The sequence below is a fragment of the Aeribacillus sp. FSL K6-2833 genome (assembly GCF_037965815.1).
GTDB classification, from domain to species: Bacteria; Bacillota; Bacilli; order Bacillales; family Aeribacillaceae; genus Aeribacillus; species Aeribacillus composti.
On record NZ_CP150189.1, the window covers coordinates 1082603 to 1098724 of the forward strand.

The 16122-nt window shown below is 36.9% G+C and carries 16 protein-coding genes and 1 tRNA gene; 15 read left to right on the forward strand and 2 right to left on the reverse strand.

The window, feature by feature from the left end:
• The first annotated feature begins 10 nt into the window (after positions 1-10).
• The 12 genes from NSQ94_RS05370 to NSQ94_RS05425 all read left to right on the forward strand — a co-directional run bounded on the left by NSQ94_RS05370 (position 11) and on the right by NSQ94_RS05425 (position 10000).
• Entirely contained in the window at positions 11-619 is a 609-nt protein-coding gene (locus NSQ94_RS05370; RefSeq protein WP_063387443.1) for a succinate dehydrogenase cytochrome b558 subunit, read from the forward strand.
• A 36-nt stretch (positions 620-655) separates the two neighbouring features.
• Positions 656-2407, forward strand: coding sequence for a succinate dehydrogenase flavoprotein subunit (gene sdhA / locus NSQ94_RS05375; protein WP_066247775.1), 1752 nt, complete (start codon positions 656-658; stop codon positions 2405-2407).
• Positions 2408-2436: 29 nt separating this feature from the next.
• Entirely contained in the window at positions 2437-3201 is a 765-nt protein-coding gene (gene sdhB, locus NSQ94_RS05380) for a succinate dehydrogenase iron-sulfur subunit (protein ID WP_063387445.1), read from the forward strand.
• Between the two features lie 247 nt (positions 3202-3448).
• Positions 3449-3673: a response regulator transcription factor gene (locus NSQ94_RS05385; protein WP_063387446.1), complete on the forward strand. Its 225-nt coding sequence runs from the start codon at positions 3449-3451 to the stop codon at positions 3671-3673.
• 237 nt (positions 3674-3910) lie between these two features.
• Complete coding sequence (locus NSQ94_RS05390) at positions 3911-4345, forward strand: MarR family transcriptional regulator (protein ID WP_063387447.1); 435 nt, start codon at positions 3911-3913, stop codon at positions 4343-4345.
• A 10-nt stretch (positions 4346-4355) separates the two neighbouring features.
• Entirely contained in the window at positions 4356-5174 is an 819-nt protein-coding gene (gene racE / locus NSQ94_RS05395) for a glutamate racemase (RefSeq protein WP_066252185.1), read from the forward strand.
• Between the two features lie 101 nt (positions 5175-5275).
• Positions 5276-6358 (forward strand): GerMN domain-containing protein, encoded by a 1083-nt coding sequence (locus tag NSQ94_RS05400; protein WP_144597666.1) that lies wholly within the window; start codon positions 5276-5278, stop codon positions 6356-6358.
• A 104-nt stretch (positions 6359-6462) separates the two neighbouring features.
• Entirely contained in the window at positions 6463-7233 is a 771-nt protein-coding gene (rph, locus tag NSQ94_RS05405) for a ribonuclease PH (RefSeq protein ID WP_063387450.1), read from the forward strand.
• Positions 7230-7847: an XTP/dITP diphosphatase gene (locus NSQ94_RS05410; protein WP_066252188.1), complete on the forward strand. Its 618-nt coding sequence runs from the start codon at positions 7230-7232 to the stop codon at positions 7845-7847. Before rph ends, NSQ94_RS05410 begins: the two co-directional genes overlap by 4 nt.
• A complete protein-coding gene (locus NSQ94_RS05415) occupies positions 7825-8337 on the forward strand; it encodes a metallophosphoesterase (protein WP_144597669.1) in 513 nt (170 codons plus the stop codon). Before NSQ94_RS05410 ends, NSQ94_RS05415 begins: the two co-directional genes overlap by 23 nt.
• 125 nt (positions 8338-8462) lie before the next feature.
• Positions 8463-8539 (forward strand) — tRNA-Arg (locus NSQ94_RS05420).
• A 291-nt stretch (positions 8540-8830) separates the two neighbouring features.
• A complete protein-coding gene (locus NSQ94_RS05425; protein ID WP_339230019.1) occupies positions 8831-10000 on the forward strand; it encodes an ISL3 family transposase in 1170 nt (389 codons plus the stop codon).
• A 156-nt stretch (positions 10001-10156) separates the two neighbouring features.
• Here the strand turns inward: NSQ94_RS05425 and NSQ94_RS05430 are convergent, their stop codons facing one another.
• Together NSQ94_RS05430 and NSQ94_RS05435 are read right to left on the reverse strand one after the other, a co-directional pair.
• Positions 10157-11329 carry an MFS transporter gene (locus NSQ94_RS05430; RefSeq protein WP_328189306.1) on the reverse strand — a complete coding sequence of 391 codons (1173 nt, stop codon included), beginning with the start codon at positions 11327-11329 and terminating at the stop codon, positions 10157-10159.
• A gap of 12 nt (positions 11330-11341) precedes the next feature.
• The gene (locus NSQ94_RS05435; protein ID WP_034769954.1) at positions 11342-11809 is read right to left on the reverse strand and encodes a MarR family transcriptional regulator; all 468 of its coding nucleotides are present in this window, start codon (positions 11807-11809) and stop codon (positions 11342-11344) included.
• 354 nt (positions 11810-12163) lie between these two features.
• Here NSQ94_RS05435 and NSQ94_RS05440 point away from each other — a divergent pair, with 354 nt between their 5' ends.
• From NSQ94_RS05440 to NSQ94_RS05450, 3 genes are all read left to right on the forward strand, one after another.
• Positions 12164-13279, forward strand: a complete 1116-nt coding sequence (locus NSQ94_RS05440; RefSeq protein WP_003352762.1) for an IS4 family transposase — start codon at positions 12164-12166, stop codon at positions 13277-13279.
• A gap of 153 nt (positions 13280-13432) precedes the next feature.
• Entirely contained in the window at positions 13433-14107 is a 675-nt protein-coding gene (locus tag NSQ94_RS05445) for a tRNA-dependent cyclodipeptide synthase (protein ID WP_066252071.1), read from the forward strand.
• A gap of 21 nt (positions 14108-14128) precedes the next feature.
• Positions 14129-15337, forward strand: a complete 1209-nt coding sequence (locus NSQ94_RS05450) for a cytochrome P450, cyclodipeptide synthase-associated (RefSeq protein ID WP_034769956.1) — start codon at positions 14129-14131, stop codon at positions 15335-15337.
• Positions 15338-16122 lie beyond the last annotated feature (785 nt).

Genomic DNA, 16122 nt, shown 5'->3' on the forward strand with positions numbered 1-16122 from the left:
GTAAACGCATATGTCTGGTAACAGAGAATTTGCAAACCGCAGACTACATTCACTTTTAGGTGTTGTACCGATTGGCGTATTTTTAATTCAACACCTGACTGTCAACCATTTCGCCACAAGGGGCGAAGAAGCATTTAACAACGCAGCGCATTTTATGGAAAATTTACCATTCCGCTATTTTCTGGAAATTTTCATTATTTTCCTTCCTCTGTTATACCACGCCATTTATGGGATTTATATTGCTTTCACAGCAAAAAACAATGTAGGTCGCTTTGGCTATTTCCGCAATTGGATGTTCCTGCTTCAACGTGTAACTGGTATTATTACCCTTGTTTTTATTGCATGGCATGTATGGGAAACTCGTATTGCCGCGATGTTTGGGGCTGAAGTTAATTTTGATATGATGGAATCCATTTTAAGCAATCCTGTTAGTTTAGTGTTTTACATAGTAGGCGTTCTTTCAGCGATTTTCCATTTTTCCAACGGTCTATGGTCTTTTGCAGTCAGCTGGGGAATTACGGTTACTCCAAAATCTCAGCTAGTCTCAACTTATGTGACAATAGGTATTTTTGTGTTGCTTTCAATCGTAGGTCTTCGTGCCATTTTTGCGTTTGTCTAATCTAACTAAATTGCGTTCAAGGGAGTGGGCAAAAAAATGAGTAAAGGAAAATTAATTGTTGTCGGCGGCGGCTTGGCTGGCTTAATGGCAACTATAAAGGCTGCGGAAGCCGGGGTGTCTGTTGACTTATTCTCGTTAGTACCTGTAAAACGTTCCCATTCAGTATGTGCTCAAGGAGGGATCAACGGGGCGGTAAATACGAAAGGAGAAGGAGACTCTCCGTGGATCCATTTTGATGATACGATTTATGGCGGAGACTTTTTGGCTAACCAGCCACCGGTTAAAGCGATGTGTGAAGCAGCACCGGGAATTATTAACCTTTTAGATCGCATGGGTGTTATGTTTAACCGTACACCAGAAGGATTGTTGGATTTCCGTCGTTTTGGAGGAACACAGCATCACCGGACAGCGTTTGCCGGAGCAACAACTGGACAACAGCTTTTATATGCATTGGACGAGCAAGTTCGACGTCACGAAGTAGCAGGTCTTGTGACGAAATATGAAGGCTGGGAGTTTTTGGGAATCATACAAGATGATGAAGGACGCTGTCGCGGCATCGTTGCTCAAGATTTAAAATCAATGGAGATTCAAGCTTTCCGTTCGAATGCCGTAATAATGGCGACAGGAGGACCTGGAATTATCTTTGGTAAATCAACAAACTCTGTGATTAATACGGGATCGGCTGCTTCTATCGTTTATCAGCAAGGAGCTTATTATGCAAACGGGGAATTTATACAAATTCATCCGACAGCCATCCCTGGAGATGACAAGCTTCGATTAATGAGCGAGTCTGCACGCGGCGAAGGCGGAAGAATTTGGACATATAAAGACGGAAAACCATGGTATTTCCTTGAAGAAAAATATCCGGCATATGGAAACCTTGTTCCTCGTGATATTGCAACGAGAGAAATATTCCATGTATGTGTAGACTTGAAATTAGGCATTAATGGCGAAAACATGGTATATCTTGATCTTTCTCATAAAGATCCAAAAGAGCTTGATATTAAACTAGGCGGTATTATCGAAATTTATGAAAAATTCATGGGTGAAGATCCAAGAAAAGTGCCGATGAAAATTTTCCCTGCCGTCCATTATTCTATGGGAGGTCTATGGATCGATTACGATCAAATGACAAACATCCCTGGTTTGTTTGCAGCTGGTGAATGCGATTACTCTCAGCATGGTGCGAACCGGCTTGGAGCAAACTCATTGCTTTCTGCAATTTACGGTGGTATGGTTGCAGGACCAAAAGCTGTTGAATATATGAATGGATTGGAAAAATCAGCTGACGATTTACCATCCACATTATATGATGCACGCGTAAAAGAAGAACAAAGCAAATGGGACGAAATCCTGAAAATGGATGGAAACGAAAATGCTTACGTTCTTCATAAAGAGCTTGGTGAATGGATGACGGATAATGTTACAGTCGTACGCTACAATGATAAACTTCTAAAAACAGATGAAAAAATTCAAGAGCTTATGGAACGTTGGGAAAGAATTAATATTAACGATACTGCGAAATGGAGCAACCAAGGCGCAAGCTTTACTCGCCAGTTGAGAAACATGCTTGTGTTGGCTCGGGTTATTACGCTTGGGGCTTATAACCGTAATGAAAGCCGAGGTGCTCACTATAAACCAGAATTTCCGGAACGAAATGATGAAGAGTGGCTCAAAACAACTATGGCAACGTTTGCCGGCTTGAAGGAAGCTCCTAAATTCCACTACGAAGATGTTGATGTATCACTCATTAAGCCTCGTGTGCGTGACTATACGAAGAAACATTAAAAAAGCTGGGAGAAAAGGGGGAGTAAACAATGAGTGAAAAAAAAGTGCGGTTTATTATCACTAGACAGGATCGACCAGACACGGAACCATATCAAGAAGAATTTGAAGTGCCATATCGTCCGAATATGAACGTTATTTCGGCCTTAATGGAAATTCGCCGTAATCCTGTTAATGCCAAAGGCGAAAAAACAACGCCTGTTACATGGGATATGAACTGTTTAGAGGAAGTATGCGGTGCTTGTTCAATGGTCATTAACGGGAAGCCCCGCCAATCATGTACAGCGCTTATTGATCAGCTGGAACAGCCTATTCGTCTCGAGCCGATGCGCACATTCCCGGTTATTCGCGATCTTCAAGTAGACCGCAGCCGCATGTTTGACTCTTTGAAAAAAGTAAAAGCATGGATACCAATTGACGGTACGTATGACTTAGGACCAGGACCAAGAATGCCTGAGAAAAAACGCCAATGGGCATATGAGCTTTCAAAATGTATGACGTGCGGCGTATGCCTTGAAGCTTGTCCAAACGTAAACAGCAAATCGAACTTCATCGGTCCAGCGCCATTATCACAAGTTCGTTTGTTTAACGCTCATCCGACAGGCGCGATGCATAAATCAGAACGCTTGGAAGCTATTATGGGCGACGGCGGACTTGCGAACTGCGGAAATTCCCAAAACTGCGTTCAATCCTGTCCAAAAGGAATTCCGCTTACAACATCGATTGCAGCATTAAATAGAGAAACAACTGTTCACGCATTTCGTAAAATGTTCGGAAGCGACTATATTGACAGCTGATGTATATTGTGAAAAAGGAACACCTTGCAATGTCAAGGTGTTCCTAATTTTAGAAACGGTTGAATCTTTCTCGAACATTTCCTCCTTCAAACGAGTCCCTTTAACGTAAAGAAGCTTCTTTTCGCCTAAAATGCACCTTTCTTTTATGAATCTTGTCACGGTCATCTTTTTGCGATCATACTATATGGTGACAATTTTTAAATCCATCCTGTCGACTGGCTCTCATCTGCAAGGAGGGTTACAATACTTGAATGAGAAGGATTTTCAGCCAAAGCCGCTGCTAACAAAGAGAGAGAGAGAAGTATTTGAGTTATTAGTGCAAGATAAGACTACAAGAGAAATAGCCAGTGAACTTTTCATAAGTGAAAAGACGGTGCGGAACCATATTTCAAATGCTATGCAAAAATTAGGTGTGAAAGGGCGCTCACAAGCAGTCGTAGAACTTCTTCGTATGGGAGAACTAAAGCTTTAAACAGTAGAGGCAGCCTTAGTGGAACTTCGCCGTCGGCTGCCTTTTTTAGATTGATAAGGAAAGAGTTTGTTTTACTCTTTTTCTATGAATCATTGGCTTCTTAAAAAGGCTTGTGACTTTTTGAAAAAATTCGTCTTTCCACATTTTGAAAATACGGCTATGCTTGAAATTTTACATAAAAAAATGGAAAATAGATTTGATCTTATTTGTTAATCTTGAAAGAAAGGGTTCCCCGTTATGACGTACGTTTTCAATACTGTTGAAGAAATAGAAAAATCCCTCCGCTGCATAGCTGCGATCTTAAAAAAGAAGGGCCGTGATATTTTAAGCAACTACTCGATTACTCCTCCGCAATTTGACGCGCTTCTGTTATTGAATGAATCAGGAAACATGACAATTGGAGAACTTTCAAATAAAATGTATCTTGCATGCAGCACGATCACGGATTTAATTGATCGAATGGAAAAAAACAACCTTGTTAAAAGGGTGAAAGACGAAAAGGATCGTCGATTAGTCAGGATTCAATTGCTTGAAAATGGACAACGCGTTATCGAGGCTGCATTAGCGAAGCGGCAAGAATATTTAAGAGAAGTTTTGAAAAACTTCTCGGATCAAGAAATTGTTCAATTGGAAAAGCTATTAGCAAAATTGCAACAAGAAATGAAAGAATAGAGGCGATTTTTTGAATAGACCAATTGGAGTTATTGATTCAGGTGTTGGTGGATTAACTGTTGTTAAAGAGTTGATGAGGCAGCTTCCAAAAGAAGAATTAATTTATTTGGGTGATACCGCCCGATGTCCGTACGGCCCGAGGCCGAAAACGGAAATTCGACAATTTACATGGGAGCTGACCAACTATTTAATTTCAAACTTTCATATCAAAATGCTTGTCATTGCTTGTAATACTGCAACAGCAGTTGTATTAAAAGAAATTCAAGAACAACTTGATATCCCTGTGATTGGTGTAATTCAACCAGGGGCAAGAGCTGCCATAAATGCTACACGCTCAGGCCATATTGGTGTAATCGGAACAAAAGGAACTATATCGAGCGGCGCGTACGTTCGTGCGCTCAAAACGATTAATAGTTCCGTCATTGTGGAGAGTCTCGCTTGCCCTGAGTTTGTGCCGTTAGTAGAAAGCGGCGAATTTGAAGGTGAACGGGCGGAATATATTGTTGCAGAATCTTTACTTCCTTTTAAAGGAAAGAGAATTGATACGCTTATTTTAGGATGCACACATTATCCTCTATTACGGCCTTTAATTCAAAAATATATCGGGAAAGACGTAAAAATAATCACCTCGGGAGATGAAACAGCCCGGGAAGTGAGCGCTATTTTATCCTTTCATCATTGTTTAAACCAAGAGGATGGCAATAAAAACCACAAATTTTTAACTACTGGGTCGAAACAAATGTTTCAAAAGATTGCTTCAAAATGGTTCGGTCATCACATTGATCATGTAGAAAGTATAACTTTAACGAAAACAGTTTGCTCTAAATGAGCAAGCTGTTTTTTTGTCCATTGAATTTTTGGTTGGAGCTGGTCTATTTTTTTTCAATGCTCGTATACATAGTAGTACAAACTGCCTTAGGAGGGATTGTTATGCCAAAAAACAGATGGGTGAATGTGACAGCAGCAGTTTTGGCTACTTTTGTTTTGCTTTCAGGGTGTTCTTCATTTGGAAGCAAGAGTTCAAAACAAGAAATAGATCCGCCGCAGGATATTACCTATTTGGAGGACGGGGATCAGCTTGATCAACAATTAGACTCAGCGAAATCAACGTCCGACAAAGAGGAATCCTCAAAGGAAACGGTGAAAAGAGTTCTGTATTTAATTGACAAAAACGGAATGGTCGTTCCACAAACATTGGAGCTGCCTAACACGAAGGAAGTAGCCAAACAAGCCGTTGAATATTTAGTGGCTGGAGGGCCCGTTTCAAACATTCTCCCGAACGGGTTCCGTGCGGTATTGCCGGAAGATACAGTTGTTAAAGGAGTAGATATTAAAGACGGAACGGCTATTGTAGATTTCTCAAATGAATTTACTAACTACAAGCCGGAAGATGAAGAAAAAATTTTGCAGGCAATTACATGGACATTAACCCAATTTAAAAATATTAATAAAGTAAAGCTCTGGGTGAACGGCCATGAACTGAAAGAAATGCCAGTAAACGGAACCCCAATCGGCGAAGGAACGACTAGAAAAGACGGCATCAATATTGATACGAGCGATGCCGTTGATATTACGGATACTCATCCTCTAACCGTGTATTATATTGGGGAGGAAGGGGATAACGTATATTATGTTCCCGTGACAAAGAGGATCAGCAATGAAGAAAAAGACGAAGTCGTAGCTGCTGTTAACGCATTAGTTGAAGGTCCAGACCGTTCAAGCGGATTATTAAGCGAGTTTCAGTCTGAAGTGAAGCTGATTGAAAAGCCAAAATATGAAGACGGTCAAGTCACTTTAAACTTCAACGAAGCGATTTATGGAAGCTATGATGAGGAGAAAAAGATCGTTTCCAATCATGTTATAAACTCCCTTGTGCTTACATTGACGGAGCAGGAAGGAATAGAAAAAGTAGCACTAAAAGTGAACGGCAAGCAAGACCTTGTGAATGAAGATGGAAAAAGTTTGTCAGAGCCAGTGTCAAGACCTGAAAATGTAAACACAGGTAGTTTTTAAACATCTATTTTTGATATACTATAAGAATGAGACTTTAGAGGCGAGCATGATAGCTGCCTCTTCTTTCATGTTTTCGTACATTGCAGTTGGTAGGAGGGAAAACAATGCGCCTTGATGGCAGAAATCAAGATGAGTTAAGAGAAGTCACAATAGTAACGGATTATTTGAAGCATCCAGAAGGGTCTGTTTTAATAACGGTTGGAGATACAAAAGTGATATGCAGCGCAAGTGTAGAAGACCGTGTCCCTCCTTTTATGAGAGGTGAAGGGAAAGGATGGATTACCGCAGAATATTCCATGCTTCCGCGTGCAACGGCTCAAAGAACGGTCCGGGAGGCATCAAAAGGAAAAATCTCCGGAAGGACAATGGAAATTCAACGGCTGATTGGAAGAAGCTTGCGTGCAGTAGTTGATTTGGAGAAACTGGGTGAAAGAACATTATGGATTGATTGCGATGTAATTCAAGCGGACGGGGGAACGAGAACGGCTTCCATAACAGGTTCTTATGTTGCAATAAATCTCGCTCTCGGTAAATTATTCAATGACGGTGTACTAGATACATATCCAGTAACAGATTTTTTAGCAGCTACGTCTGTAGGGATCGTTCCTGAACACGGAGTCATTTTAGATTTGAATTATGAAGAGGACTCAGCGGCAAAAGTTGATATGAATGTTGTTATGACATCAAGCCGCCATTTTGTTGAATTGCAGGGAACTGGGGAAGAATCCACGTTTTCAAAAGAAGAGCTGAACTTACTGTTGGAATATGCTGAAAAAGGAATTTTGGAACTAATCGAAAAACAAAAAGCGGCATTAGGGGAATGGACTGCAAAAATTATCAATAACAGGGATCAGCGGGAAGAGGGATGCTCATGAAAGAATTGGTGATCGCCACCAAAAACAAAGGGAAAATCGAAGAATTTCGCGCGATGTTAGAAAAAAAAGGAATACAGGTCAAGTCACTGTTGGATTATCCGAATTTGCCAGATGTTGAAGAAACCGGCCAAACTTTTTATGAAAATGCTGTTCTAAAAGCGGAGACAATCAGCCAATTGCTTAATAAACCCGTTGTTGCAGATGATTCCGGGCTTTCGATTGATGCTTTAAATGGCGAACCGGGGGTTTATTCGGCCCGATATGCAGGAAATGAAAAAGATGATCAAAAAAATATTCAAAAGGTTTTAAAAAAAATGGAAGGCGTTGAAAATCGAAAAGCAAGGTTCATATGTGTTTTGGCGTTTGCTGCTCCAGACCTTGAAACGATGACGGTGGAAGGTGTGTGTGAAGGACAAATTACAACTGAACCTCGCGGTGACAATGGCTTTGGATATGATCCTATTTTTCTTGTGGACGGCAAAGAAAAAACGATGGCTCAACTAGAGCAGTTCGAAAAAAACGAAATCAGCCATCGTGCAAAAGCTTTGAAGAAACTAGAAAAATTAATAGGCGATTGGGGAGAGGCTAATCGTGAAAGTTTTAATTATAAGTGATAGTCACGGTCTTACGGATGAGCTTGTGGAAATTAAGAAAAGGCATATAAACGAAGTAGAAGCAATCATCCATTGCGGTGATTCAGAGCTGAATGATGGAGCGGAACAAATTCAAGATATGTTGATCGTGAAAGGAAATTGCGATTTCCTTGGAAGCTTCCCGAATGAAATCATTGAAACAATCGGAACCTATCGCTTTTTTATCACCCATGGCCATTTATATTCTGTCAAAACGACTTTAATGAAATTAAAATATCGTGCAGAGGAAGCGCAAGCGAACATTGTTTGTTTCGGCCATTCGCATATAGCCGGAGCCGAGCTTGTAGACGGGAAATTGTTTATTAATCCAGGAAGTATTTTCCTTCCGAGGATGAGAAATGAAAAAACTTATGCTATACTAGAATTGATGAATGGCCAAGCAATTGTAGATTTTTACAATCTTCATGGAGAGAAAATTTCAAACTTGTCCACTAAATTCCAATTTGCTTAACCACTCTTCCTTGAGGGAGAATTTTTCTCCCTCAAAAAATTTTTTTAAAAAAGTAGTTGACATACTTTTAGCATGAAATTATAATAAACATTGTCTTTCGAAAAAATAATAAAAAATTATCCAATGTCCCAGTAGCTCAGCTGGATAGAGCAGCGGCCTTCTAAGCCGTCGGTCGGGAGTTCGAATCTCTCCTGGGACGCCATTTATGTTAATTTTGAATAGGATGAATTTATTACATAATGCTCATAAATATTGATATGTCAATATTTATGAGCTTTTAATTTTTGCTTTTCTGATAAAGAGTTTGAACATTTTATCGGGTTTGATATTGTAGATCTTAATAAATACAATGAACATGCTTTAGAACAATTAGTAATTTAAGGTTCTATACTAAATGTTGGGGTAAAGAATTTCATACAATAAAAAAGCATTTACGAAGTGCTCTCTTTTATAATGAAAGTGACCAAACCTCATTTAAAAGGAGACTTCGTAAATGCAAGACTATTGTATCACAAAACTGATTGGATTAGAAAATGTCATTGTGTCAAATATTGTAGAAACGGATACGCACCTAGAAATTTTTATCGAAACCAAACCTTGTCATCAAAGTTGTCCTCAGTGCGGGGAAAGGACAAGATCTATTCATGATTATCGCCTGCAGAAGATTCGAGATGTCAAATTTCGCGAAATGTATACGTATCTCATTCTAAAAAAGCGTCGCTATAAATGTACATCCTGTGGAAAGCGTTTCTATGAACGATATCCCTTCTTAGAGCGCTATCAACGTCATACGATACGTGTCCTTCAAGCCCTTCTTATCAAAGTGAGAACGGCCAATTTTAAGGAAGTGGCGAAAGAGCTTGGATTGGGACACTCAACGGTGATTCGATGGTTTGACCGTTATTATACTTATGAGAACCACTCATTACCACAAATTTTAGCCATTGATGAGTTTAAGGGGACAACCGAAAAAGGAAAATATCAATGTGTCATCGGAGACCCTCGAGGCTTCAAGGTATTTGATGTGATTCAAGACCGTAAGTTGTCCACGCTAAAAGATTATTTTCGTTCTTTACCGACTCATCGTGTTCAAATGGTGGTCATGGATATGTGGCAGCCGTATAAAATATTGGCTCAACAACTCTTTCAAAATCCAATTATCATCGTGGACAAATTCCATTATGCTCGTCATAACTTCTGGGCACTTGAACGAGTACGAAAGAGAGTACAAAAGTCGTTCCAAGACAAAGATCGAAAATCGATGAAAAAGTTACGTTTTCTCTTACATAAACCGAAAGAGAAGTTAACCACAAGAGAACAGGAGCTCCTGCAATATTATTTAGAGTTGTCCCCCGATTTAAAGAAAGCTTACCAAGTGAAAGAAGTCTTTAAAAAATGGATGACACAAAGCAATGAACGCAATGTAAGGTTGAACTTAGAACAACTGTATCAAGCGATTGACGAATCAGGACTGGACGAATATCAGTACATGAAACGAACCTTTAAAAGCTGGGAGAAAGAAATCATCAATTCGTTTATGTATCCCTACACTAACGGTTATTTAGAAGGGATTAACAATAAAATGAAAGTCATTAAACGAATGTCTTATGGTATTCGCAACTTTCAACGACTTAGAAATAAGGTATTATGCTCACTTATTTAACTTTCATACATATAAAAGAGGTGCACTTCACATCAAGTGCACCCCAACAATTGACATAGAACCGATTAGAAAAGGTCCGATATAAACAGCAGAAGAAAAAGGCGGATTAATCCGCCTTCAGTTTTTATTGTAAATAAAGGATGAAGAAACCATTTTTTATTTTAAAATCTGATTAATCATGAACGAAATCACTAAAAACACGATTCCTAGAATAAGAAATAAGGAAGAGGAACTCAGAAAGCTAATTCCGACAATTCCTGCTCCTATTGCCATTCCACAATATCGTACAAAATTAAATATTCCTAATGCCAATCCTTTTTCATTTGTATATTGACTACTAATGATTGTTGAAAATAATGGTGGAGAGAATCCTAGTAAAACACCATAAATGAATAAAATAATACTTAATATGATAATGTTCTTTTTCATCATTAAACCAAATAATATAATGAAAAATGGCATTAAGTATAAAATTGCACGATATAACTTTTCTAAATTAAATCTTCTTTGTAACTTTTTAAATAGGGTACTACCTATAATCATACTAATTGTCAAAGGCAAATATAATAATCCGATAATCTGTAAAGATATTTGATAGTGATCGTGCAATAAAACAGGTAAATATGTCAATATTGAAAAATATACCAGAAAGACGAAAAAACCAATTCCGATAACACTCATGCCTTTTTTATTTGCCCATAAAATTTGATATTTTAGAAGTGTTTGAGCTTTATTTTTATTATCGGATAATTGTTTACTATTTAATGTTGGAAGTTTGTATCCTAAAAAAATCAACAATGTCATTGAAATGACAAATAGAAATAAAAATACACCTGAATAATTGTAGTATTGTCCAATGAATCCTCCCAAGATCGGCGCAAGTGCGGGGGCTAATGTCAATAAGATTTGATATGTTCCCATTGCATCGCCCCGTTCTGCCCCTTCAAATAAATATGCAATGACATTCACTGCAATCAACGGAATCATTCCTGTACCGATGGCTTGAAACATTCGTGCAACAAAAAATACCATAAAATTTGTTGTAAATGCACAAAATAAGGTTGAGATACTTGTAATCAAAAGACTAGTGATCATTAACTTTTTTTGATTAGCAGAATCAATAAATGTTCCTAATATTACTTGCATGATAGAAATAATAAAGATAAAACCACTAACTGTTAAATCCACCCAAAAAATCGTTGTGTCAAAAGTATCTCGAATAAGAGGAATCAAAGGGGAATAAATATTTTGATTTAATGACGCAAAAAAAGCTGAAATACTTAGGAGAAGAACCAGAACTTTGCTTTTTTGTTGAAGGGCTTTATCCAAAGCTCTTCCCTCCTACTTCATATTTTCATTTTTCAAATGATTAGTAAGCGTATTTAAAAATAATATGATTGTTTCAAGTTGTTCCTTATTGAAGTTATCTAAAAGTGATAAATATTGTTCTTCAGCCTCCTTATGCAGCTTCTCATGAATTGCGGCCATTGTTTCCCCTTTTTCAGTTAAAACATAGAAAATTTCTTTTTTATTTCCTTCATTTTGTTTTTCCTTAATAATACCTTTCTCCAGTAATTTTTTTGTTGCTTTAGTTACCGCTGGTTTAGATATATTAAGTTCTTTAGCTAAGGTTGTATTATTCATTAATTCATTTTCTTTCAGAAGGGCAACAATGTGAAATTGTGTCAATGTCCATGAAACACCGAACAATACGTTCTTATTATTACTCGATTCAGTTCTTCTGATCGATTCTCTAGTTGTGATGAATTCTTGTAATGCTTTTAGAACTTTCTTTTTAGTGCTTTCCATTTTTATCCTCCTTACGATAGTTAACCAGTTAACAATAATGGTAAGGGAATTTTTACGTGTTGTCAAGAAATAAAGGAAAAATATTTAAATGATAATTCGCATAACTCAATAATGTTTTTGAGTTGTGTTATATTATGTTAAATGTTTAATGTTAACTTATTAATCATAGTTAGGGAAAGGAGTTTTTTTAATGCAACAAGTTATTAAAAGATTTCACTAGCATTGCAGTAATTAAATCTGATGATTCAAAATACTAAGAATGTTCAATTTTTTATTGATTTCGAAACAAAAAAAACCTTTACAATGGAAGTACAGGTGGTTCCTGCCCAAATCCAATCGTAAAGGATAACCATTATGGACAAGAATACACTAATTTCATCATTTGGTAAATGGGTTTCACCCATAAATATTCAAAAACTTAGCGAACAAGTCAAAGAATTGAAACAGGACTATTACACAAAAAAGCTGACAACAGAAGCCTATATTAAACTTTTATTGGTAGCCCAGCTGCTCGAATTTAAGAGCTTAGAGGAAATGAGTGATGCACTTGTAGACGAAGATCTTCAAAAAGCACTCGGATTTGAATCGATAAGTGCCTCTCAGCTATCCCGAAAAAACAATCAGATCCACCCACTCATTCTTGCAAATTTGTTCTTGGATCTTGTTTGGAAAATTCAACGGTACCATTATAAAAACGGAAAGAATATGCCACTGAAAATCATTGATTCAAGTACACTCCCGTTGAACTTGACCCATTATAAATGGGCAAAATTCCGGAAAACAAAAGCTGGTGTAAAGCTACACTTACGGCTTGTTTTCATGGATAAAGACACCGTCTATCCTGAAAAAGCAGTGATTACGACAGCAAAAGAACATGACCGAAATCAACTCGAAGTCCTAGTGGATGATCAAGAAGCCATGTATGTGTTTGACCGCGGTTATGTGGACTATGAACGTTTTGATCGGATGACAGATGATGGCTATTTCTTCGTTTCAAGACTGAAGAAAAACGCAGTCATTCGTGAAGTCTATACATTTTCACTTCCTGATGATTGTCACGTTCTATCCGATAAAATGGTCTACATTGGTACCACACAAAATCGTACTGAAAATGTCTTTCGTCTACTAGAAGTTATGGACACAAAAGGGAACTTACTTCGTTTCATCACCAACCGATTTGATTTAAAACCAGAAGAGATAAGTGATATTTACCGATCTCGCTGGGCTATTGAACTCTTTTTCAAATGGCTCAAGCAACACGTAGAAATTAAGCACTTTTATGGAATGAGTGAAACAGCTATTCAAAATCAAATTTTCTTAGCCCTGATCACGTATTGCTTACATGTTCTCATTCAATTGGAGATGAAAAGTAAGAAATCCCTACTTCGAATTACTCGTTGGTTAAAGAGAGCTCTGTGGAAACCAGCTTATGTTTGGTTGCGAAAATTTGATGGGCGAGCCAGTCCATAATCTCCCTTTTGTCGTTGTCGCTCTGGTTTAACTGTATATATTTACCAAATGGGCAGTGCCACCTTTCTTTAGGTTTTGTCTTTTTGGCACAAGTTCACAAAAATTAATTAACAGAAAATTCTAACTATATTTATGCAATGCTAATGAAAAGATTTGTTCTATGTTGTTCCACTATCTAGAAATTGTGAGAAAATTTATAAGAATAAGACTCACATACTTTTAGGTATCAGTCCCTTTAACAGTAAGTTTTCACAAAACTATATTCACCAACTTATTGATTGGTCATCAAAAAATTTCAAAAATGTGACCGTTTTATTAGCTGGAGATGAAGCTAAGAACTTACTTGAAGCCCTCGGAACTCCTACAACAAAAGCGGAAAGAAAAGTCAGAAAGGAAATCAGACGTCATTTCCGTTTTAGCGAAGAAGCATTAAGGAAAAATGGTAGAGAGATTGATATATATACTTTTTCAGATTTTAAAAACAACAAAATTTATAATGAAGTTTATCAAAACGTAATTTATTACTTTGAAAAAGATGAAAAATTTAGGAAATCTTGTTTGGCAATGTCTCATGATGCACTTTCTAGCCGAGCGAAGTCTTTAAATATGGAAGATATAGAAATTACAGATAATATGTTATTTCACGCTGTAAAATACGTATTAGCAGAACTACCTTTCTTTCTATCAGGTGCTTCAATTCTAGGCTATAAAGAGTCCGTGCTTGCATATCATAGACCATGGAAATTAGGAGAGAAAATAAAAAATTCAGAATTTTATATTAAGATGAGTGACAACCAAGGCTATATCATCTTGAAACAAATTAATTAATATTTGAAAGGAGTTTTATATATGCTGCAACAAAGTAAAATAAGTATTTTTTCAGAAGCTTACTCAAAAGATCCTTACAAGTTTTTCCCTTATTTTAGAACACAAGAGCCTGTTTTTTATGAAGAATCTATTGACTGTTATTTTGTTAGTAATTATGAAGATGTAAAATATGTTTTAGAAAATGAAGAAATATTTACTACTAAAACGTTAGCGAAACGAGCTCAACCAGTTATGCGTGATAGAGTTTTAGCCCAAATGACTGGAAAAGAGCATAAAGAAAAAAAGAAAATGATAATGAAAGGGCTCACAGGTGAAAATCTCAAACGATTACTTTCTTTATTCAAACAAAATGCTATTGAAGTCTTAAAACCTTATCTTAATCGTGGAAAAATAGACTTAGTAAATGATTTTGGCAAGATATTTGCTGTTCAATCAACAATGGATATGTTGGGCTTAGATAAAAAGGATCAAGAGCAAATTGCCGAATGGCACAAAGGCATAGCAAAATTTATTACTTCTTTCAATCTCTCTGATGAAGAAATTGAGTATTGCTTTTGGTGCAGTGAACAGTTAGAAAAATATTTACTTCCAATCATAGAAAGTAAAAAAGACTCTTCTGGAAACGATTTAATATCTATACTACAACGTTCAGAATTTAATGGCATAAAAATGACTTCTCAGGAGATTCTTGCCCTAACATTGAATATTTTATTGGCTGCAACTGAACCTGTCGATAAAACTTTAGCTTTGCTATTTTACAATCTACTTCAAAATCCAAAACAATTCGAGGATGTAAAAAATAATCGCAAGCTTTTGAAGAATGCTATTAATGAAACATTGCGTTTTAAACCTCCAGTTCAATTTATTCCTAGACAAGTTTCTAGAGAAGTGACTATCAAAGGAGTTTTGATTCCTAAAAATGCAGTAATTATAAATATGATTGGTGCTGCTAATAGGGATCCTAAAGCCTTTTCAAATCCAGATAAATTTGATATTTATAGAAGCATTGAAGATAATAAAGCTTTCACTAGTCACTCACAAAATCTAGCATTTGGGTATGGAACACATACTTGTGTAGGGGCTTCCTTAGCGCTTATGCAATTAGAACTTGTAGCAAATATTATTTTAGACAGTTTTAAAAACATTGAGTTGGACGAGTCTTTTTCGTATGAAGAAAAAGGATTATATACTAGAGGTCCAGTTTCTTTAGTTTTAAAGTTCACTACATAGTGAACTCGAGACTTTTCTGAGATTCAAATATATCAATAAATTTATAGAATCAAGAGTTGTTCCTTTTCGGACAACTCTTTTTTGGCTTTATCATACTGTTTGGAAATCAAATCAACTTTCTCTTTCCTGAATCTGATGTTATTTTCACTTTACCTTAGAGCTTATTTGTTTGCATATAAAAATGAGAAAGCTATTTAGCTCTCTCTTCTTTTTTCATATCTTCTTCAATTTTGTGTAGATCGTATAGGCAGGATAGAACGAAATGTTGGAAGGAGAAAAAGCGGATTTCTCTGCTTTTTTTTGCTTGAAATAGCAGCCAAACAGAATTTTGTATGGAATAAAAGAGCATATATATTCATTCTGGAGAGTCTCGTGGCTGTGCTTAGTTTGATTTCGAAGGTTCGGATGGTTAATCCTGGATTTTGAAGTATCCCTTTTTTATAAAAAAGATGATGGAGATAAAGGATACATACTTACATAAGGGGATTGTCCAAAAAGTTAAAACGAGAGATGCTTAACTTTTCGGACAACTCATTATCTGTTTTTGGAGAGGCATTACTTGGAGTAACTTATATCAGCTTTTCCATATGGATACTATCTTGTTCCAGAACCACTTATATAGGAATAACGATATTTTTACTTAACAATCAGATAATTAGCTTATCCCTTTTTCATTCGTGTTTTTGTCAATAATAAATTGAGCCAGAGCGATCACTTCAAAAGTGAGCCACTTTTAGAATCAGAGTTCCCATAAATGGGAGAAGGTGGGTGTTTGGATGAGTTGC